Below are 20,271 nucleotides of genomic sequence, written 5' to 3'. Positions count from 1 at the left end.
ACATTAGCGCTTTACAAAACAAGGGCCTACCGCTGCTGGTGATGGTTTGAGCTAAGTGCGAATTGCTATAGAGCCGTATAGTGGATGCAATCATCACAAGGACCAGCAGGATTGATAGCGCAGCGAACTAGCTCTGATCGAGCGTTGTACGTACAGGAAGTATCGCCAATCACCCAAGTGCCATTCAGGAGAGTTCGTTCTTCTGGGATCGCGGTTTCTTTGACGTGAACAACGGCCTTGTGAAGATAGTAGCGACCAAGTTTGAGCTGGTACTGGTGACGGCGCACTAGGATTTGGTAGGTCTGTCCATCAATATCGACAAAGGTTCCAGGGTAAAGACTGCGGTCCATTTTGATATGTCCCAGTACGGTCTTTGTATCACTTAGGACGATGTCGGTAGGAAGTGCTTTTTTCTCCATAAGCTCTGAGCTCTTTAGATGCTCTTTAGATGGATTGGATGAAAGTTAGATAATCACGGATTGAAAGGACTAAAGACAAAGCGCACTCCTCAGCGTTGGCCAAGGAATGCGCTTTTGTCTAGCTCAATGGCTCATCACAAAGCTTAGAGAACTTACTTCTTCGCTTCTTGGCGCTCTTTAGCTTCTTTGATCACTTCTTCAGCGACATTCTTGGGACATGGCGCATAGTTGCCAAATTCCATAGAGAACTGACCGCGTCCGGAAGTCATGGTCCGTAAATCGCCAATGTAGCCAAACATCTCACTCAAAGGCACATCTGCTTTGATTCGAACACCCATCGGATTCGAGTTTTGAGACTTGATCATGCCGCGACGACGGTTGAGATCGCCAATGACATCACCCATATGATCGTCAGGCGTGAAGACATCTACGTTCATGATTGGCTCTAGAATCTGCGGACCTGCTTTAGGAAAAGACTGACGGTAGGCAGATTTGGCCGCGATCTCAAAGGCGATCGCACTAGAGTCAACCGGGTGGAAACCACCGTCTTTGAGCGTGACCTTCACATCCACCATTGGATAGCCAGCCAAAGGCCCTTTCTCTAGGCTAGTCGCAAAGCCCTTCTCAACCGCAGGCCAGAATTCACGCGGCACGTTACCGCCTGTGACCTTCGACTCGAACTCAAAACCAACGCCAGGTTCAGCGGGCTCAATAGTGTAGTCAATCTTCGCAAACTGACCAGAACCCCCTGATTGCTTCTTGTGCGTGTAGCTATCGTCTAGCAGACGAGTGATAGACTCGCGATAAGCCACCTGAGGCTTACCCACTTCGACTTCCACACCATGAGTCCGCTTTAGAATATCCACCTTGATATCTAGGTGCAGCTCACCCATACCCTTGATGATGACTTCGCCACTTTCTTGGTCAGTCTCTACATAGAAGGAAGGATCCTCTTGGACCATCTTACTAAGCGCCAGACCCATTTTCTCAGAACCGCCTTTCTGCTTCGGCTCAATCGCAATCGAGATCACCGGATCAGGGAAGACCATCGGTTCTAAGGTAGCAGGGTTCTTAGGATCGCAGAGTGTATGACCTGTCTGAACGTTCTTCATCCCGACGATAGCAACGATATCACCCGCCTGGGCAGTATCGATCTCTTCTCTAGAGTTAGCATGCATCTCGACTAGGCGACCCACTCGTTCAGTTTTACCCGTAAAGGTATTGAGGATCGTATCGCCTTTGCTAAGCGTGCCAGAGTAGATCCGAGTAAAGGTAAGAGCGCCATAGCGGTCATCCATAATCTTGAACGCTAGTGCCCGTAACGGTGCATCAGGAGTGACTTTTGCCACCTCACCCGTCTCATTACCTTCGAGGTCTACCTCAGGCTGAGGCTTCACTTCGGTTGGGTTAGGTAGGTAGTCGACAACCGCATCGAGTACGTTCTGTACGCCCTTGTTCTTAAAGGAAGAACCGCAGTAAGTAGGGAAGAACGCTAATTCACGAGTACCTTTTCGGATACAGCGCTTAAGCGTATCGATGTCTGGCTCATTCCCTTCGAGGTAAGCTTCCATAACCTCGTCGTCCATTTCAATTGCTGACTCGACCAGCATTTCGCGATACTCAGCGACCTTTTCCACCATGTCTTCGGGAACGTCAGTGAGTTCATAGTTCATTGGGTCGCCAGAATCATCCCAGATCCAAGCTTTTTGAGTTAGCAAATCAACCACGCCGACAAAGCCGTCTTCGATACCGATAGGCAGCACCATGACCAAAGGCTTAGCCGCTAGGATATCCTCTACCTGCTTGACGACGCTGTAGAAGTCGCCACCGGTACGATCAAGCTTATTAACATAGATAATGCGAGCTACTTTCGAGTCGTTTGCGTAGCGCCAGTTGGTTTCGGACTGAGGCTCTACGCCACCAGAGGCACAGAATACTCCGATGCCGCCATCAAGTACCTTCAAAGAACGGTACACCTCGATGGTGAAGTCTACGTGTCCGGGCGTGTCAATAATATTAAGCTGATGGTCGTCCCAGAAGCAGGTTGTCGCTGCAGACTGAATGGTGATACCGCGCTCTTGCTCTTGGTCCATGAAGTCTGTAGTTGCCGCACCATCATGAACTTCACCAATCTTATGGATTTTACCGGTGAGCTTCAAGATTCTTTCAGTAGTAGTCGTCTTACCTGCGTCTACATGGGCAAAGATACCGATATTCCGGTATTTGGTCAGGTCTTTCATGGTGATTTTGGTTAGTTGAGTGATAAAAACTGAAAGCACACCACACCTTAGATTAAGGAGGTGGTGCTTACAAGTGCGGTGAACAAGCCTCACACCCTTTTATTGAGCGTTAAAGGCGTCTCGTTAGCGGCGTAACTAACCTTCAACGAGACGCCTTCATGTAAGGGGTCTGCAAAAGTGTGTCGGATAGCTCAATAGTGCTGCTAATGGATGTGGTAGTGGTACCAACTGTTAAACATTGTAAATTATATTGCCCTACTCGTAGCGATCGGTTTCCCGTCTGCTGCTTGCCGGTAGTCAGCAACGTAATTCTCTAAGAATGATAGTGGATCGCTCATGTTTTCTGCGAATCCAAGAATATTGTGATCGCGCCACTCATAGACTATCTCTGGAGCGCTCCCACTACTAGCGCCAATCAAGAACGTCGCTCCGCGCTGCGTGAGATACATCGCATCCGGCATATACGTTTGCCAATTACTCAAGACTTCGCTCATATTCCGCAGCCGCAAGGTCGCTAGCTCAAAAGGCCGTTGAAAACCTTTGCCGCCTGCTAATTTAAAGGCGTCGCCGCTGAGTGCGGGGAGTGGCTTCGCTTTGATTACTTCATCATCAGAGATTAGCTGCGGGGCAGATCTATCGCCAATATAGCCACGAAAGACTTCTTTGAGTGTGCCAGGGCTGCCGATGCCAGCGCACATCAGTAGCAGGTTGAGATAGCCACTTTGCCTAGTGCTCAGCCCTGGAAACGAGACAGATAGTCCCTTGTACAAGCTCAGTTGGCGATGGATTGCAGCAGTCGGGTCTATATATAGATGCTCTGGAGGAAACCCTGTATAGTCGCAGAATTTTTGTCCAGCGGTGCGATCGCCAATGGCAACCGCTCTTACTTGGATATTCGCAGCTTCTATGTACGGGCGCTCACGCTGCAACCACCAAGCGTACTCCAACGTATCGAAATCTCCCAGAACTGGCCATACTAGCGCTAGCGTCCACCGGGAAGAGTGGCACGATTGTAACAGCGACCCTAGTTTTCCATCACTGACCCGTTGAAATTCGGCCTCATTTAAACAGGAGTAGGCGTTCATATGATTAGGATTCAATAGAATTAAAACAAGGCGATGAATAGTGCGACGAATAGTCTGACCTTATACTTTGGCTTTGCTTCATGCACGGCGCTTTGCCTGTCAGGTTAGCTGTTGTTGCTGTTATTGTCACTTGAAGCTTTAGAGGATATCTCTTTTCCCGACTCACACAATCTCACACGATAAAGACAGCGGTTCTCTTTGAGCTACCACCAGAACATCATCAGATAGACCTTTCAGCTGCGCTAGGGCATCTTACGCTGATGAGCTGCACACGAATCGTGAATGTATCTTGTGCTTTTCGATACAAACTGTTACTGATGGCATGGGCTTTAGTGTTATGTAGCATAGTGAGCTTCTCGTAACATTTGAGTTTTGCTCTCGTAAAAGCCTTGACTTTTCAACATGCATAGGCCAGCTTAGCCCCGAAATCCCTCTTAATTCTTGTCATCATGGTTGCAGTTCCCAGTTCGCCAATTTCTGATATGTTTCGCTCGTTTGCGGGAGGAACTTTGCCGCCGGTCGTTGAATCGTATGAGCGCAATAAGACGATTTTCTTCCCTGGGGATCCGGCTGAGCGAGTGTATTTTTTAACAAAAGGGGCGGTGAAGCTTTCTCGGGTATACGAGGCAGGTGAAGAAATAACGGTCGCTCTACTGCGTGAGAACAGCGTGTTTGGCGTACTTTCTCTAATTACAGGCGATCGCTCGGACCGGTTTTATCACGCAGTGGCCTTTACGCCGGTTGAGCTTATGTCTTTGCAGGCCGATCAGATGAGCGTGGCACTGAAAGAGCATCCTGAGCTTTCGGCGATGATGCTGCGGGGTCTGTCATCGCGAATCTTACAAACTGAAATGATGATTGAAACTCTGGCCCATCGAGATATGGGGTCGCGCCTAGTAAGCTTCTTGCTCATTCTATGTCGTGATTTTGGAGTACCTGGGAATGAAGGGATCACGGTTGATCTAAAGCTGTCTCACCAGGCGATCGCCGAGGCAATCGGTTCTACACGGGTAACGGTGACTCGTCTACTAGGCGATCTGCGCGAGCAGGGAATGATCTCTATCCACAAGAAAAAAATTACAGTTCATGACCCGGTAACGCTGTCTCAGCAGTTCACCTAGTGGCAAGCGCATAGAGACGAGTGTCTTCGCTTCTCAAGACAATCAGTTACTATCTTGATGCGAGTGATGCGATTTTCTTGCGGCCACACAGGGATGAATGACTGGATTTATATTACTTTTTGCAGTGGCTTGTTTGGGCGGTGTGATTGCTACGGTGGGCGATCGCATCGGCATGAAGGTGGGCAAATCTCGCCTGAGTTTGTTCAACCTGCGTCCGCGTCAGACGGCGACGCTAGTCAGCGTGGTCACTGGAATGGTGGCCTCTTTTTCCACGCTAATGCTGCTGATTGCACTAGATGGCCAACTGCGAAAAGGATTGTTCCAGCTCGATGACATTCAGCAAGAACTGTCCCAAGCTCAAAGAGATTTAGAATCGGCGGTCAATGAGCGAGAGAGCGTAGAAGGGACACTAGAAGAATCGAGGCAGCTACAGTCAGAGGCGCAAGACAGACTTAGGCAAACAAATCGATCTTTACGGACGGCGATCGCCAGAGAAGAAGAAACCCTTAGCAGCCTAATTGAGACACAAGACCAGCTGGAGAGCGTCTCGGCCCAAATCGGAAGTCTGCGCGATGAAATTGGCGGACTGCGGTCCGAGCGGCAGCAGCTAATCGAAGAACGAGCAGCCGTGCGCTCCCAAATTGAGCAGCGTGACCAGGCCCTGCGCTCACGTGATCAAGAACTACAATCACGTGACCAACAGATCGCCCAGCGCGATCAAGAGATTGAGGAACGTGCCCGCCGCCTCAACGATCTCCAAGCTCAGCAAACGCTGCTCACCGAAGAAATTGCCCGCCTAGACGATGAATTTCAGGTTTTACGCTTAGGCAATGTGGCGATTCGCCGAAATGAGACCTTAGCGGTTACGCTAGCGCGTTCTGATTCTGAAGAAGCCGCTCAGCGGGCAGTAGAAGCTGCCCTAGTTCAAGCCAATGCGATCGCGTTGCGAAGTATCTGGCCTGGACTAGAGGAGGTTGAAGACTTTGTCATCCAGTTCGATCCTGATATTGTCCAACAGATTATCGAAACAACGATAGATGCTAGAAGCTATATCATCAGAGTCTCCTCAGCCGCTAACTATGTAGTAGGTGAACCTTGCGTAGGCGAAATCTTGAATGGGGGGGGCGAACCCTGTTTACAGGTCAACCTAGAAGCACCTGTGAACGAAATTCGATATATCCCTGGCGAAACGGTTGCCTCTGTGCAAGTAACTCAAGAAGATCTGACCGATGAAGACCTAGCAGAACGCTACAGGGCCTTGCAGGTGCGCGCCGAAATTCAAGCTAGAAGAGACGGTATTGTCTACTTCAATCCAATTGTTGCTAGGGGGCTAACTGATCCGGTCGTAGATTTTTTGCGGCAGGTACAAGTTTACGATCAGCCCATAGAAATTCAGGCGATCGCAAGCCAATCGACTTACACCATAGGCCCAGTCTATTTGGAGCTAGCTGCCGTCCAGCGAGATCGGGTGCTCTTTACTACCCAGAGCTTACAAACAGAAGCGTCCGAAGCACCTAGACCGTTCTAGTCAAACGCTATTTCGCTAAAAGCAAATAACCATACTCCGTAACAAAAGTTCTTCTATCTAGAGCAAGGACTTACAAGAATATGACGAAGTTAAACTTTTTATCATAATTCTAGGTACAAATCTGACAAATTCTTGCAGATGATTACTACTTACGTGAAAGTTAAGCAAATCTTTTATTCCATGCCTAAAATAAATCAGCAGTTCTAGCGCACGTGCTAAACATCCTGACGTAATTCATCTAAGCCGGCTGTCGCTGTTCCTTTACTCACCCGCTATCGGAGCTTCCCCATGAAGTTTGAAGATATCTATCAGTTTTTTGACGATCCGCCGCCGGTTTATCTCAATAAAGAGCTTGCTGTCTGTTACGTTCTGTCTGTACTCATCCGGCATGACTCATACGGCACTGAGCTTATCCATGCTATTGAGAAAGACTACCCAAACTATCGGCTGTCTGACACTGTGCTCTACAACGCTCTCAAATTTCTTGAGAACCAAGCGGCCATTATGGGCTATTGGAAAAAAGTAGAAGGACGAGGTCGACCTAGACGAATGTATCGCTTGCGCCCGGACTGGCAGATGAAAGCTCGTGAGTTAGCCGATCTATGGCAACGCTATATGGTAGGAAAACAAGGCACGACGCCATCTATCTCGCAAAAGAGTGGCATACCAGTTGCGGCTACAGTTCGCTCCGTACCAGCCGGCATCAAGTACGCAGGCTCCTAACTAGCAGCATGCTAAAGCTACCTATAAAGTCAATACCTATTGGGTAAAATGGCTTGCTTAGACTAAACGCTGAGGCAAACAATTGCCCCAGCGTTTTTTAAAGGGTGCTTTCATGGGAAAGTAGATCACAGTCAGGATGTATTCTTAACTTCAATAGTCGGGTAAACCGTTACAACTTAAGATTTTGCACTCCAAACTTCATTCGTAGTCCTAGTCAGCCTGAGATGCTAGTCAACCTGAGAGTTTTAATATAGCTAGCCTACGGATACGCATCGGATGAGTAGCTATACCTATATGCGCTAGCTGAGCGCCTTACTTTGTCACATCACTTTGTCACACCAGTGATTTTGCCGTTTAAGACTGTACGAAATAAAGTGGCGATCGCCATGTGCGTACAGCTTGCTAGATAGCTGTTATTATCGTTTGCCTCGGAGTTCCTTTTCGACGTGTTCACTGACCCTACTAGAACATCTACACTACTACTGACGAGTCTGATGGTAATTGGGCTGGTCTTTTTCATTCGAGCCTCCACTAAGGACAGAATTGAGGTAGCTCAGTTTGGCTCTACCCAACCTGCTGAACCGTTGCAAAAAGCAGTGATCGACTATTTTCAGCGCCGTGCCTATAGGCAAATAGAGTCCCCGGTAGAAGATATTGATACAACCGAACCTGTTGCATCCCTCAAAGACGACGCAGCCATCACTGTAGCTGGGTTAGTTAGACCTAGCTGGTTTTTGGCAATTTTTCTATCGGCTTTAGCAGCAGTAGGATTTGCCTGTTTAGCACTCATTATGATTACGCTGTTCCCAAGCTGGGGCCAAGTGATGTTTGGACTAGTCGCAGCTTCCCCTTTAGCAGGCATTTTCTACTGGCGGAAGTCAAGTCGGCCCGAAAAAGTCGTTTTTAAAGTAGAGAGTGAGAAAACAGAGAACTTTGTTTCTAAACTGACGGTAAAAGGGCATCGAGATGAGCTCGCAAAGTTCAAGCAGGCCTTTTCTTCTCAGCTAACGGCCTGCTAGCTGTTTACACTAAAGTGCTAGTAAATAAGGACCTCCTAGATCTCATTCTTAAGCTTCGTGCTTAGCAAAATAAGAAATAGTCAACGTCCCTTCAATTAAAGACTGCTAAAGACTGACTACTTGTAGAAATCTACACTTGGCTTATCGCATGCTCAAACGCTAAAACCCTCCGCCAAGGGTAACTTGCTTAGCAATGTATCATTTGTTCGCATAGCCATCTTCTATGGAAGTTAACTACTTAGAACAACTTTGCTTGCTATAGCAGGGAAAGAATTCTCTAAAACCTGAATGCTTAAGAGATATAGGCGCACTGGGGTGAACTTACTAGGCTCATTCGTTTATTTGTTCGTGTGGAATAAAAATCACAGGAACTACCTAGATTCTTCCATCAGCAACGTGGGTTTTATAAGAAGAAGCACCAAGTTAGTCAAAAGCTTCTATGTTTTCGTCTATGCCTGCTGATATGGAACACCAATCAGTTCAACCGGCACATAGCTTCGATCGACGAGGCGCTAGTCACTTCCTACCGCTTCTGATAAGAATGAGGCAAGGGAATCTTTCTGTGTCAAAAGCTAATCGCTAGCCAGACTTACTGGACTTCTTGCGACAGCGTTCATAGCTAGAGCAGCGTTTTACTACAGCCAACGTGGCAAATCCTAACACTCAGAAACTCTATGAACCATAGCTACGAAGGATAGTAGGCACTAGGGGTCAATATGTCTATCAATACGCAAAATGTTCCGACGCTAGATACGCAGGCGCTAGAAAGTATCAGTAGTGATAGCTCATTTCTAATTGAGGTGTGTGACAGTTTCTTGAAAGAAGCACCCCAGCGTATAGCAGCGATAGAGGGTGCGTTCGCCAAAGAAGATTCTGCTGAACTGAGTAAGACAGCTCATGACCTAAAGTCGATCAGTAGCTGTGTGAGAGCCACAGGTCTATTCAAGATCGCTGAGGTAATAGAAGTGATTGGGAAAGATAACTGTACACGGCCGTCTCTATCACTGGTAGAACAAGTCAGCGCCGAATATCAAACTGTTCACCTCGCTATTCAGGCTTATAAAGAGGCCCACTAGAAAAATTGCATATGCTGCCTACCACTACTCCAAAAGAAAACAAAGCCGAAGCGGGTAAAGTTCCTAGCTATCAATCTCCAGCATCCAAGACCATCCAGTCCCTTACAGATAGGAAGCTCAAATGCTTATCAGTTTTAGTCGTCGATGATGAGACCACCATTCGATTATTGCTCAGGGTCGCTATGCAGAAAGAAGGCTTTCGAGTAATCGAAGCAAGCAATGGTGTAGAGTGCCTGTCTCTTTTTGAGCAAGAGCGTCCAGATATTGTTCTATTAGATGCTGTCATGCCTGAGATGGATGGGTTTAGATGCTGCGCTGCGCTACGAGAGACATCTCAAAAAATAATTCCTAAATCAGAACAGAAAGGCGCCACACCTATTTTGATGATCACGAGCTTGGATGATTCTCAGTCTGTCGAACAGGCTTTTGCAGTGGGCGCCAGCGACTACGTGACCAAACCGATTCATTGGGCGCTGCTCCGTCAGCGGGTGCGAGGCTTACGAGATAGTATCAAACGTCGACAGGCTGAAGCTCAGATCAAAAAATCCCTAAGAGAAAAAGAAGCCTTGCTAAAAGAGGTCCATCACCGAGTAAAGAACAACCTACAGATCATCTCTAGTTTGCTAAGTCTTCAGTCCAATGCCGTTGAAGACGAGAATATCTTAGAACTTTTTCAAGACAGCCAAAACCGAGTTCGACTGATGGCAATGATCCACGAAAAGCTCTATCAATCTAATGACTTTGGAACTATTGAGCTATCAGGCTACATTCGAGATTTATCTAGTCACTTACTGCGCTCCTATAGAATCGATCAGACTAAATTCTGTCTAGAGATTGATATCGAACGTATCTATTTAGAGATAGATACTGCTGTTTCCTGCGGCTTGATCATCAATGAACTAATTACTAACTCTTTGAAATACGCCTTTCCTCCAGATCGAGCCCCGTGCCCACTAGGACAAATCAATATTGCCGCCAAGCTAACCGATTCCAATCACTTCTCTATCTGCTATCAAGACAATGGGATTGGGCTGCCTGATGACTTAGATATTGAGAATACAAAATCGCTAGGACTACAGCTTGTGACTAGTCTCACCGAACAGTTAGGAGGGCTCTTGGATATAAACAACCATCAGCCAACAGAATTTCGCCTCAGTCAACTTTCGCTATCGAGCTAGATAACGCAAAGTAAGGGTGCTTTACTTTGTCTTGATAGACATTCGGTAGCGCCTTACGACGACGCGGTTCCTACCACTGCGGGTAGAGTCGCCCCTTTGCCCTATAACGGCTTTAGCCGATGAGCAGATCCTAAGCAACCCTATGAAAGCTATAGCTGCTATCGAAGCAACCGTCCACTGCTATTCAATTGATGGAGTACTGTTATGACAACTGAGCTAGACGCTAAACCTATCCACCAGTCGGCACCTCCTAAAAAGAGGATCATGGTCGTCGAAGATGAGAGCGTGATTGCGCTAGACATCATATCTAGTCTTACTCGACTAGGCTATGACGTTGCAGGGAAAGCGGCTTCTGGAGATAGCGCACTAAGAAAGATTCAAAACAGTCGCCCCGATCTGATCCTGATGGACATCCATATCAAAGGGGAAATGACAGGAATCGATATTTCTGAAAAAGTCAAATCGGAATTTCAAATTCCAATCGTGTATTTGACAGCTAATGCAGATGATAGCACCTTCAAGCAAGCCAATCAGACCGAACCATACGGCTATTTGCTAAAGCCGTTTGAAGAAAGAGAGCTAAGCATCGCAATCGAAATTGCCCTTCACAAGCACGAGCAAGAACAAGTTATTCGCTCTAGCGAGCACTGGTATGCAACCGCTTTCCAATCGCTGAGCGAAGCAGTAATGGCAACCGATCGTCATGGTAATGTCATCTTTATGAATGCCATGGCCGAGTCCATTACAGACTGGTCGCTACAAGAAGCTTTGGATCGGCCAATTGCTGATGTCCTCAAGTTTCGAAGCGAAATGCAAAAATCTGACACTTCTGACACTATAAATAGCTCCCAAGCCGTGGGCTTAAGAAGTGTTCGCTCGATTGTGAAAGCGATCCTAGAAGGGACAGATGTTGTGCAGCTACCGGCGCACACTCAGCTATTACCGCGTTCGAAACAAGCAGTCTCGATAGTAGGACATGTAGTCGCTATCAGAGATACGATAGGCGATATTACAGGCTGTCTTTTCACATTTAGAACCCCTGTGATCACAGCTCAAACCAAGTCGTCAAACTCTTCGTTAGATACTTCAAAAGAGAGTCAGCCACCGCTGATAACCAAAACACCCAGTACTACCAGTGAGTTGATTGGCGATCGCGAAATCGACGCTATAAAAACATTTATCGACTCGTTTGTTAGTAAGCAGCCTACCCACTTTACGAGCGGTGAGCTAACTGCTAGCTACGACCACGCATCAGCTACACTCACTAGTCAAACACAAGGCGATATCGTTATCGGAAAGCTGGTGCGAGGCACACAGACGGCTATTGTCAACCGTAACTCCGACTATTGGGAAGCGGTGTGCCATCACTTGATAGTAAATAGCTTTTTCCCAGTCAGCCAAAGAACGAATGGAACCTGCTATTTTCAACATTGCACCGTTCCTAAGAATTGTCAGGTGTATCGTACTCATGCACAAGAGCTGTGGGAAGTATGGCATGGGAAAGCCTGTCCAAAAGGGGACGAGACAGCTAGCGCTACAGTCTCTAGGGCGAATCTTATGGTGCTAAGACGAGGCAGCTGGTATCACGTCCAGTCTCTGACATTGGCCGATGATATGCTCAAAATCCAAACAATTGGCGGAGAGATCTTCATATCCAGGCATGATCTGTTGGTTTGGGGAACGCAGCGCTGGCGCTAGTAGCAGGAATTGCCAAATGCAACTGGCGATTCCCAACCAAGATCTATATGTATCAACGACTCTACCCATCACGAATGTGTAGAGCTAAGTGGTGAACGCTATAGCAATGCGCGAATACATCCGCACATTGCGAGTCACTTAGCCTGTTGAAACACAAGGGTTATAGCCAACGACTATGCCGCAAGCTAAGTGACCAAAGCTACATAGTTGCAACGCATCTGTTTGAAACGGATTTGTAGCACACTAAGAAGCGCAATAAGAAAGGAGCGATGGATATCCACCACTCCTCTTATCTGGTACTTATTTAGCCCTATGCTTATCTCAACTAGTCATCTCAAATAGGTTGAGGTCCGCAGCTAAAGCCTTTTCTACATGGAAACTGCTACGTCTTCTTCTTCGCTCATGAGTAGGCGAAGGCTGGGGAACAAAAAGTGGTTCTCTTCCACATACTGAGCGCCAAATAGGCCTTTCTCTGCCCAAAAGTAGCGATCAGTTGTATGTTCATTACGCTTGACTAGCAGCAGGGCCGGAGGACAGATACCTTGAGCATGAATGTAGTTTCGAGCCGCTGTGACTGGCTTCTCCTCGCCACTTTCGATGCTAAATTGAGGAACTGATTCTAAAATGCGACGTCCCTCTAGGCGACGACGGCTTTTGCGCTTGCGTCTTCGTGCCAACTTCTTCCCTCCTGTAGTGTGATTTAGATGTAGCGAGAGCTACAAAATAATTAAAGCCTTGCAAAATATATCAGGTACGACTTAGAATTTCAAGTTGGTTTAAAAATCAATCTACGTTTGTTTTTGCTTGCGTTTTGCGGCGTGTCGTATAGCAGGCAGTGTTTCTATAGGTTGCACTCGGCAGCGTTCTTAACCAGAATGTATTAAGGAAATGTTAGAAACTTATTGCTTTCGTTCCCTTTTCTGCTGTTGCTTTGTATATAGTCTGCTGTTGCTCTGTATATAGATATAGTTCACATAGATATCGTTCCGCTTTGCTTTTGTAGACGTTTTTATGGCCGCGATCGCCAGTCCAGAATTTTTATCGCTTTGCCAGGTTCAGCTGCGGTTGTTAATTCAGCAGATGGAGGAGTCTTCTGCAGCTATCTATATTGCCGAACTAGCAACCGACGATTCAGCAGCAGAGGAGGGCGAGGCGTATACTCGTCAGCAGTCCAGTTTTGCGCCTGTAGTCAGCTATCCTGAGTCGATTGAGCGCTGGGTAGAGAACTTTGAAGGCCGACGGGGCGACAGTCAGTTTAGGGTACTGGCGTTACCAGGAAGTGCTGAGACAGCCCTGTCGAAAGAATCGAAAACCAGCGCTAGCAAGCAGAGTACTGATACACGGAACTCTGGTGAGCAATCTAGTGAGCAAAGTTCTGAAAAATCCTCAGGCGACAAACCCCCTAGTGACAGGGCTAGCGACAGAGCCGAGTCTGATAGCGTTTTTGATAGGGCCAAAGGCGATCACCCTTGGCCAGAGCTTCAGTCTGATCGACGGTTAGTGGTGCCACTGGTCTATAGCGATGTGGTAGTCGGACTACTGGTAACTGTGCGACGTGACCGCGCTTGGAGAGAGGACGAACAGCAGCATATTGAAGCAGTTGCTCAGATGCTAGCGGCAAGCTGTGTATTAGAGCGGCGCAACCAGTGGCTGCAAGCACAGCTTTCTAACAAGCGAGCGCTTCAAAGCCGTCAGTCAGAAATTTTTCACAATTTGCTGCACCAGTTCCGCAATCCCCTGACTGCCGTGACGACCTTTGGTCAGTTACTGGTACGGCGGCTAGAACCAGAAGACTCAAATAAGCCAGTAGCAACAGGAATTGTGCGCGAGAGTAAACGGCTGCGAGAGATGGTGGCCCACTTTGACGAGACGGTGGCGATTGGTGATGCGAATCTAGCAGATGATGTCGCGCTTGGTCCACCACTGCTACCACCTGCGCCGCTGAGCCTACCACCTCGGACAGAGCCTGTGGTGTCAGCAGCTGGGGATAGGGTAACCGCAGCAGCAAAGGAAAATGGAACAGGAACAGGGCTGGGGCACGCGCTGACGCTATCTGCCCAGTACTTGCCTGACATTTTAGAACCTGTCTTGGCGGTGGCTGACATTGTTGCTACTGAAAAAGGAATAGAGCTACACGCACAGGTGGCACCAGATACACCTTCGGTGTGGGGAGACGAAGAAGCGCTAGGTGAGGTAGTGAGTAATCTGGTCGATAATGCGGTGAAATACACTCCTGCTGGCGCTCAGGTATGGGTACAAACTGGTGTCAGTCGAATGCGTCAGATTAGCAGTCGGTATTCAGCGCAGGGGCAGTATCAAGGAATCGTAGTCGGTGATACAGGACCGGGGATTCCAGCGGATGATTTGGTACGGCTGTTTGAACGGAACTATCGAGGCGTGCAGGCTGAGGGCGATATTCCAGGGACTGGGTTGGGGTTAGCGATCGCACAGTCGCTGACTGCTGAGATGCAGGGATTCATTGAAGTTGTTAGTCCGGCAGCAGGAACACCCTGGTTGCCGTTAAGCGCTTTCGATGCTCATTCTGGACCAGGAACCGTATTTATTGTGTGGCTATTGGAGGTAGAGCGTAGGGTAGTGGACTAGTCGGTAGTGTTACAAGCCGCGGAAAAGGTATGCCTCTATTAGCGCTGGGCAAACTAGAACCGTAGCAACAAACGTATGTCTAAACACGAACAGTCACATGCAGAAAAAACCTAGTAAGAACAAACCTACGAAAAAATCGATTATATTCGCACTGCTTCTAGCAATGGGGTTCATATTTGCGGTGGTCTCCTTTCATATCCAACTATTGGTGCTAAACGTACCCGTATGGATTTTTCCAGCTACCTTAGTTGTTGTTATTCCCTTCTGGTTTCTGGTGTCTGTGGCAATCACTGATTCTATAGATAACTAAATCTATCCACACTATCTATCTACACTATGCTACATGTCGCAGCGTATGAAGTCGCAGCGCTTATGGAATTGAAGATATGCGTTACAAATGGCTACCTTACGAACCCGCATTGGTACACTGCCCAAATTGCCATTGGCCTTAGATAGTGACAGGCGCGAAACGTGCCAACCGCTGTGATTGCCTCTGGTGTACGAAACTGCAATCCGTGCTCATACACCTGTCGTACCACCGCCTCTGTAATTTCCATTGCTTCGTGCAGCTTGCCCTCATGAGCCAAGAATGCCGCTAAACCAAAATTAATCCCTGTCCAAACCTCTAGTTGATGAGTATCGTCAGGGTTTTGCGGTGAGCCGTCCGGTCGTACACCATTCGCACAACCTACTTTAACGCCAAGTTCTGAAGCGCTAAAATATCCAGTCTGAGCACCTTCAAACTTCTGATTCTGAGGACCCAACTGCGCAGTGTACTGATTAAACCTAACGAAACAAGCCTCATAAATCGCTCTCAAGGTCGGTTCTACAAATTCGCTATCCACCACATCTGGAAGGCCCATCGTAGAGGCACAAAACTGCCCACAGAGCTGATCGGCCATGACGACATCCGAACCGCTGCCTGTATCCAATCGATAATATTCGCCATTCCAAAGCTGCTTTTGATAAGCTGTGCGGCCATGCTGCCACCAGCGTCGATATTGAGCAAGTAAAATCACAATCGTTCCTTCTACTCGCTTGCTCTCTTGTAAAATCTCTCCTATCTTGATGGCTGCACTTAGAGCCGCAATCCATAGGCCGCCACAGTAGGCGCTAATTCCCTGCAATTTCCAATCATCAAAGGTCTGGTCGGGTGCGCCGCTATTTTCGATCAAACCGTCGCCATCGGTATCGAACAACTTTGTATAGCCTAGAGTTTCTACAATCGCAGGCCAACAATCTAAGAGAAAGTCCATATCCACGCTGCCCGTCGATTCAAAGGCCCTATATACCTGTAGAACAAAGTCGCTAGAAAGATCTTTCCACTGATTACAATCTTGATAGCTCGTGTAATTCGTTGCCATCCACGGATTCTCATTTGGTGCCCCCAGATCGTGTGGAGTGGCACCTTTGAGCTTGCGTGGGGCCATGTGATCGGCTTCGCCAACGGTGTAGTAATAGCCAATGATCCGTTCTTTCGCGTTAGCAGTAGGAATCGCTCTAGCAAAGGCTCGCAGGATGGATTTCTCCAGTTCTGGCCAAAGCAGGAGGAGAGCATAGCCACCATAGAGACGCACATCTAAGCTCTCATACCAACGGTAGTCAATGCATTCGAGCACACCGAACTGTCCAACCGGGTCGCTTTTGCTAGCAGCAGACCATAGCGTACCGCCACTCGCGAGATCATATAGCTCGTTGAACAGGGCCATCTTGAACCAGTTAGGCAAATCTGTTCTATCTAGAATTGGCTGCTGCCAGTTAATGATGTTCTGTTGCCAAATGGCGTAGTTATTTAGAGCAGTAGAGGCGATCACCCAAGCATTGCGACCGCTCCGATCAAAAAAGTCTGTGTAGCGCCGATAGGCTCGCTTTCCCTTAGCAAATTCAGTGACGGGTAAGTCCCAGCTAAGAGTAAAAGGAATTTGTTTCGTCTCACCAGGGGCAAGTGTGAAGCGTAGGGCGATCGCCCCTCCAATCCGTTCACCGCCGCTTTGATCTACATCTTCAAGATTGCTGAGGCGGCCGGTTGTTGAAAAGTCATTCCATAGCTCACTGCCGTCTCCATCGGGATGCCATCGGGTATGATACGAGACTTCCGCTTCGAGATGATGAGCTGCGATCGCCAACTGTCCTTGACCTTCCGCCGGACTACCTGTCCAGTTCCCGTCTAGAACAACACCTCTAGCAACACCTTCCTCACAAACCAGGGTGTTGTAATTTCCTTTACTTTCTCTCAGTAGCGGAACGTAGTCGTAAAAAGGACTGCCATCCTCTCTTTGCTGAATCTCTGGAGAGGTCTCACTATTAGTGAACCAGCCCACCATATTCTCCCAGCTCAGCATGATGCTAAGTGTCAACGGTTGGTCAGTATGATTGTGAGCAGTCCATATGAAAGTAGCGGTTGGATAGCTGCTTTCTATATAGTTGTTTGCCCAGATAGGAGAAAGCTGCTCACAGGTTAGATCTGCTTTGAAGATATTTTCATACAGGTACCAGCTACGTGGATACAGCGCATGATAGGTGCCTGTGTTTTCTGTTGTTTTGCCAGCGGGATACCACTGCCAGCTAGCGAGTTCAGTCTCTGGCTTATCCGAACTCATTGCATAGGCTTTTGTTTCACCGTCCGCGCTTTGCTCAAAGACACTGAACTGACAGCCAGGGAAACTGTCAAAGACATGTTCGCCCCCGTCTAGATGCCATAGATTGAATGTACCGTGCGGAGAGCGACCAATACAGCCTGCTCCAAACCCACCTAAAGGCGCACCATGCTCTGGCCCATCATCCAGATTACTGGCATAGCGCACAATATAGGGGGTATCCCAGGTCTTTCCAATTGGCCACTGCCAGACGCACTGCGGAATCTTAGAGCTAGGATCACTGGGCTTCATCTATAGGACACTACACGCTAGAACACCCCGGATTATCCTACGCTTTGTCAACTGCGCCAACTATATTTAGCGATCCGACTACGCCAAACTATTGCCAGCTATATATGACGGTATAGAGGCCATCTCTCTAGGAGAGATGGTAAGCGAAAGCTTATTCCTAAAGACGCCTTTTCCTTTATGGATAGCTGTCTGGTTTTGTTCGTAGACGACAGGGTTGCTCTCCCTGACATTTTGGCCTTAGAAATTTTAGCCTTAACGGTCTGGCACCCGTGGCTTGCATAGAGTTGCCTTGAAAGAGCGTTAGGCATAGATAGCGAAGTTAGTACTTGTGTATTATTATGAACGCACTAGCTCTCATTTGTTCTGCACTTGAGCGATCGCGGTCTCTATCGAAAGATGCGATCGCCGCTAGCTAATTCGTCTACCATAAGACAGGTTAAGTGCTATAAAGCCTGACGGTTGCCGCCGCTCTTGTTCTCATCCATGCCAAAGAAATTCAATATTCAAGCCCCTTTTGAACCTGCAGGCGATCAGCCCCAAGCAATCAAGCAGCTTGTAAAAAACCTCAAAGCGAACAGAGAGTATCAGACCCTACTAGGCGCGACCGGTACCGGTAAAACGCACACCATTGCCCGCACTATCGATCAGGTAGGTAAACCGACGTTGGTGCTAGCCCACAACAAAACGTTGGCCGCTCAGCTATGCAACGAGCTGCGCGAGTTCTTTCCAGATAATTCCGTCGAATACTTCATCAGCTACTACGACTACTATCAGCCAGAAGCCTACATCCCTGTCACCGATACCTATATCCAAAAGACATCTTCTATCAACGATGAGATTGATATGCTGCGGCACTCTGCTACCAGATCACTCTTCGAGCGCAAAGATGTCATCGTTGTTGCCTCTATCAGCTGTATCTACGGCTTAGGGATTCCCTCTGAATATCTCAACGCTTCGATTCCGCTGCGAGTAGGTGCAGAGACCAACCAGCGCCAAGTACTACGCGATCTAGCTTCTGTTCAATACACGCGTAACGATCTTGAAATGGGCCGCGGTCGCTTTCGGGTCAAAGGCGACGTGCTAGAAATTGGGCCTGCTTATGAAGACCGGGTGATTCGCGTCGAGTTCTTTGGCGATGAGATTGACGCTATTCGCTACATCGATCCGGTGACAGGGGCGACGCTGCAAAGCATGGACGCGCTAAATATCTATCCGGCCCGTCACTTTGTTACCCCCGATGACAAGCTAGAGGCTGCTTGCAAAGGCATTCGAGCTGAGCTTAAAGAGCAGCTCGAATTTTTAGAGAGTCAAGGTAAGCTGCTAGAAGCCCAAAGGTTGGAGCAGCGAACTCGCTACGACCTAGAAATGCTCGAAGAAGTTGGCTATTGCAACGGCGTCGAAAACTATACTCGCCATCTAGCGGGTCGCCTACCGGGTGCGCCGCCAGAGTGCCTGCTCGACTATTTTCCACATGATGACTGGCTACTCGCTGTAGATGAGTCTCACGTGACTGTGCCTCAGATTCGAGCCATGTACAACGGCGACCAGGCCCGCAAGAGAGTGCTGATCGAGCACGGCTTCCGGTTGCCCAGTGCTGCTGATAATCGACCGTTAAAGGCCGAGGAATTTTGGGATAAAGTCAATCAGTGCATCTTTGTATCAGCGACGCCCGGGGACTGGGAAATCGGTCTTTCTGAAGGACACGTTGTCGATCAGATTATTCGCCCAACAGGCGTACTTGATCCTGAAATCATGGTGCGACCTTCCGAAGGTCAAGTAGATGATTTGCTAGGTGAGGTTCGTATGCGAGCAGAAAAAGATGAGCGAACTCTGGTAACTACCTTGACCAAACGCATGGCCGAAGATCTTACCGACTACTTTAACGAGCACGGGGTTCGAGTTCGCTACCTTCACTCAGAAGTGCATTCAATTGAGCGAATCGAGATTATTCAAGACTTGCGCAACGGTGTATTTGACGTGCTCATAGGCGTCAATCTATTGAGAGAAGGACTAGACCTACCCGAAGTTTCCCTCGTGGCTATCCTAGATGCGGATAAAGAAGGCTTTTTGCGAGCGCAGCGATCGCTGATTCAAACCATTGGCCGTGCGGCTCGCCATATAGAAGGCAAGGCGATTCTCTACGCGGATAATATGACTGAGAGTATGGAGCAGGCAATTGGTGAAACTGAGCGCCGACGGGCCATTCAGGCTGAATACAACGAGAAAAACGGAATTACGCCGACCGCGTTGATTCGTCGTCAGTCCAACTCTATTCTCTCTTTCTTGGATGTTTCGCGTCGTCTTAATGCTGAAGAATTAGAACAAGCTGTTAGTCATAGCGATGAGCTAGCGTTAGAAGATATTCCGGCGCTGATCGGTCAGTTAGAGACAAAGATGAAACAGGCAGCGAAGGAATTGAAATTTGAAGAGGCTAGTGAGTTTCGAGATCGGATTAAACATTTGCGCGATCGCCTGCTGGGGAAACACAAATCGCCTTCTAGGCTAGACAAACAAGAAGTCAGTTAGAAAGCCTATCTTCTTTAATACCTTTCCAATCAGAGGAGTGTCTACCATGCACAGTTCTAATGCTAAGAAGCTTCGACGGAAATTTCATAAGCACAGACACTTCATAAATAGAGATTTTATACCGACATAGCAGTATTTTATACCTGCGCATTTACACCGACATCGT

General features: G+C 48.0%; 14 protein-coding genes. 9 read left to right on the top strand and 5 right to left on the bottom strand.

Annotation, left to right across the window (positions count from 1 at the left end):
• Positions 1-65: 65 nt before the first annotated feature.
• The 3 genes from S7335_RS06435 to S7335_RS06425 all read right to left on the bottom strand — a co-directional run bounded on the left by S7335_RS06435 (position 66) and on the right by S7335_RS06425 (position 3,744).
• Positions 66-419 (bottom strand): DUF6464 family protein, encoded by a 354-nt coding sequence (locus tag S7335_RS06435; RefSeq protein WP_006457657.1) that lies wholly within the window; start codon positions 417-419, stop codon positions 66-68.
• Between the two features lie 152 nt (positions 420-571).
• Entirely contained in the window at positions 572-2,659 is a 2,088-nt protein-coding gene (fusA, locus tag S7335_RS06430) for an elongation factor G (RefSeq protein ID WP_038017286.1), read from the bottom strand.
• A 245-nt stretch (positions 2,660-2,904) separates the two neighbouring features.
• Positions 2,905-3,744, bottom strand: a complete 840-nt coding sequence (locus S7335_RS06425) for a peroxiredoxin-like family protein (RefSeq protein ID WP_050765793.1) — start codon at positions 3,742-3,744, stop codon at positions 2,905-2,907.
• Between the two features lie 449 nt (positions 3,745-4,193).
• Here S7335_RS06425 and ntcA point away from each other — a divergent pair, with 449 nt between their 5' ends.
• From ntcA to S7335_RS25785, 7 genes are all read left to right on the top strand, one after another.
• Positions 4,194-4,865, top strand: a complete 672-nt coding sequence (gene ntcA, locus S7335_RS06420; RefSeq protein WP_006457314.1) for a global nitrogen regulator NtcA — start codon at positions 4,194-4,196, stop codon at positions 4,863-4,865.
• A gap of 97 nt (positions 4,866-4,962) precedes the next feature.
• Positions 4,963-6,393: a DUF3084 domain-containing protein gene (locus S7335_RS06415; protein ID WP_006455389.1), complete on the top strand. Its 1,431-nt coding sequence runs from the start codon at positions 4,963-4,965 to the stop codon at positions 6,391-6,393.
• Between the two features lie 288 nt (positions 6,394-6,681).
• Positions 6,682-7,116 (top strand): PadR family transcriptional regulator, encoded by a 435-nt coding sequence (locus S7335_RS06410; protein WP_006456267.1) that lies wholly within the window; start codon positions 6,682-6,684, stop codon positions 7,114-7,116.
• 446 nt (positions 7,117-7,562) lie between these two features.
• Entirely contained in the window at positions 7,563-8,135 is a 573-nt protein-coding gene (locus S7335_RS06405; protein ID WP_038015787.1) for a cofactor assembly of complex C subunit B, read from the top strand.
• A gap of 716 nt (positions 8,136-8,851) precedes the next feature.
• Positions 8,852-9,211 carry an Hpt domain-containing protein gene (locus S7335_RS06400; protein ID WP_006455476.1) on the top strand — a complete coding sequence of 120 codons (360 nt, stop codon included), beginning with the start codon at positions 8,852-8,854 and terminating at the stop codon, positions 9,209-9,211.
• Positions 9,212-9,222: 11 nt separating this feature from the next.
• The gene (locus tag S7335_RS25790; RefSeq protein WP_006454426.1) at positions 9,223-10,389 is read left to right on the top strand and encodes a histidine kinase dimerization/phosphoacceptor domain -containing protein; all 1,167 of its coding nucleotides are present in this window, start codon (positions 9,223-9,225) and stop codon (positions 10,387-10,389) included.
• A 204-nt stretch (positions 10,390-10,593) separates the two neighbouring features.
• On the top strand, positions 10,594-12,087 hold the full coding sequence (locus tag S7335_RS25785) for a response regulator (protein ID WP_006456165.1): 1,494 nt from the start codon (positions 10,594-10,596) through the stop codon (positions 12,085-12,087).
• 368 nt (positions 12,088-12,455) lie between these two features.
• Here the strand turns inward: S7335_RS25785 and S7335_RS06385 are convergent, their stop codons facing one another.
• Positions 12,456-12,764: a DUF3155 domain-containing protein gene (locus S7335_RS06385; RefSeq protein ID WP_006455133.1), complete on the bottom strand. Its 309-nt coding sequence runs from the start codon at positions 12,762-12,764 to the stop codon at positions 12,456-12,458.
• 334 nt (positions 12,765-13,098) lie between these two features.
• Here S7335_RS06385 and S7335_RS06380 point away from each other — a divergent pair, with 334 nt between their 5' ends.
• A complete protein-coding gene (locus S7335_RS06380; protein WP_006453884.1) occupies positions 13,099-14,691 on the top strand; it encodes a GAF domain-containing sensor histidine kinase in 1,593 nt (530 codons plus the stop codon).
• 401 nt (positions 14,692-15,092) lie between these two features.
• Here S7335_RS06380 and S7335_RS06370 read toward each other — a convergent pair whose 3' ends face one another.
• The gene (locus S7335_RS06370) at positions 15,093-17,579 is read right to left on the bottom strand and encodes a GH116 family glycosyl hydrolase (RefSeq protein ID WP_006456137.1); all 2,487 of its coding nucleotides are present in this window, start codon (positions 17,577-17,579) and stop codon (positions 15,093-15,095) included.
• Positions 17,580-18,062: 483 nt separating this feature from the next.
• Here S7335_RS06370 and uvrB point away from each other — a divergent pair, with 483 nt between their 5' ends.
• A complete protein-coding gene (gene uvrB / locus S7335_RS06365) occupies positions 18,063-20,105 on the top strand; it encodes an excinuclease ABC subunit UvrB (protein ID WP_006453603.1) in 2,043 nt (680 codons plus the stop codon).
• Positions 20,106-20,271: the final 166 nt, after the last annotated feature.

The sequence above is a fragment of the Synechococcus sp. PCC 7335 genome (genome assembly GCF_000155595.1).
Classification (GTDB): domain Bacteria; phylum Cyanobacteriota; class Cyanobacteriia; order Phormidesmidales; family Phormidesmidaceae; genus Phormidesmis.
This window is presented reverse-complemented; position numbering and strand designations above follow the sequence as displayed.

Coding starts and splice junctions, on each gene's coding strand:
- S7335_RS06435 (WP_006457657.1), bottom strand. CDS start 419: ATGGAGAAAAAAGCACTTCCTACCGACATCGTCCTAAGTGATACAAAG.
- fusA (WP_038017286.1), bottom strand. CDS start 2,659: ATGAAAGACCTGACCAAATACCGGAATATCGGTATCTTTGCCCATGTA.
- S7335_RS06425 (WP_050765793.1), bottom strand. CDS start 3,744: ATGAACGCCTACTCCTGTTTAAATGAGGCCGAATTTCAACGGGTCAGT.
- ntcA (WP_006457314.1), top strand. CDS start 4,194: ATGGTTGCAGTTCCCAGTTCGCCAATTTCTGATATGTTTCGCTCGTTT.
- S7335_RS06415 (WP_006455389.1), top strand. CDS start 4,963: ATGACTGGATTTATATTACTTTTTGCAGTGGCTTGTTTGGGCGGTGTG.
- S7335_RS06410 (WP_006456267.1), top strand. CDS start 6,682: ATGAAGTTTGAAGATATCTATCAGTTTTTTGACGATCCGCCGCCGGTT.
- S7335_RS06400 (WP_006455476.1), top strand. CDS start 8,852: ATGTCTATCAATACGCAAAATGTTCCGACGCTAGATACGCAGGCGCTA.
- S7335_RS25790 (WP_006454426.1), top strand. CDS start 9,223: ATGCTGCCTACCACTACTCCAAAAGAAAACAAAGCCGAAGCGGGTAAA.
- S7335_RS25785 (WP_006456165.1), top strand. CDS start 10,594: ATGACAACTGAGCTAGACGCTAAACCTATCCACCAGTCGGCACCTCCT.
- S7335_RS06380 (WP_006453884.1), top strand. CDS start 13,099: ATGGCCGCGATCGCCAGTCCAGAATTTTTATCGCTTTGCCAGGTTCAG.
- S7335_RS06370 (WP_006456137.1), bottom strand. CDS start 17,579: ATGAAGCCCAGTGATCCTAGCTCTAAGATTCCGCAGTGCGTCTGGCAG.
- uvrB (WP_006453603.1), top strand. CDS start 18,063: ATGCCAAAGAAATTCAATATTCAAGCCCCTTTTGAACCTGCAGGCGAT.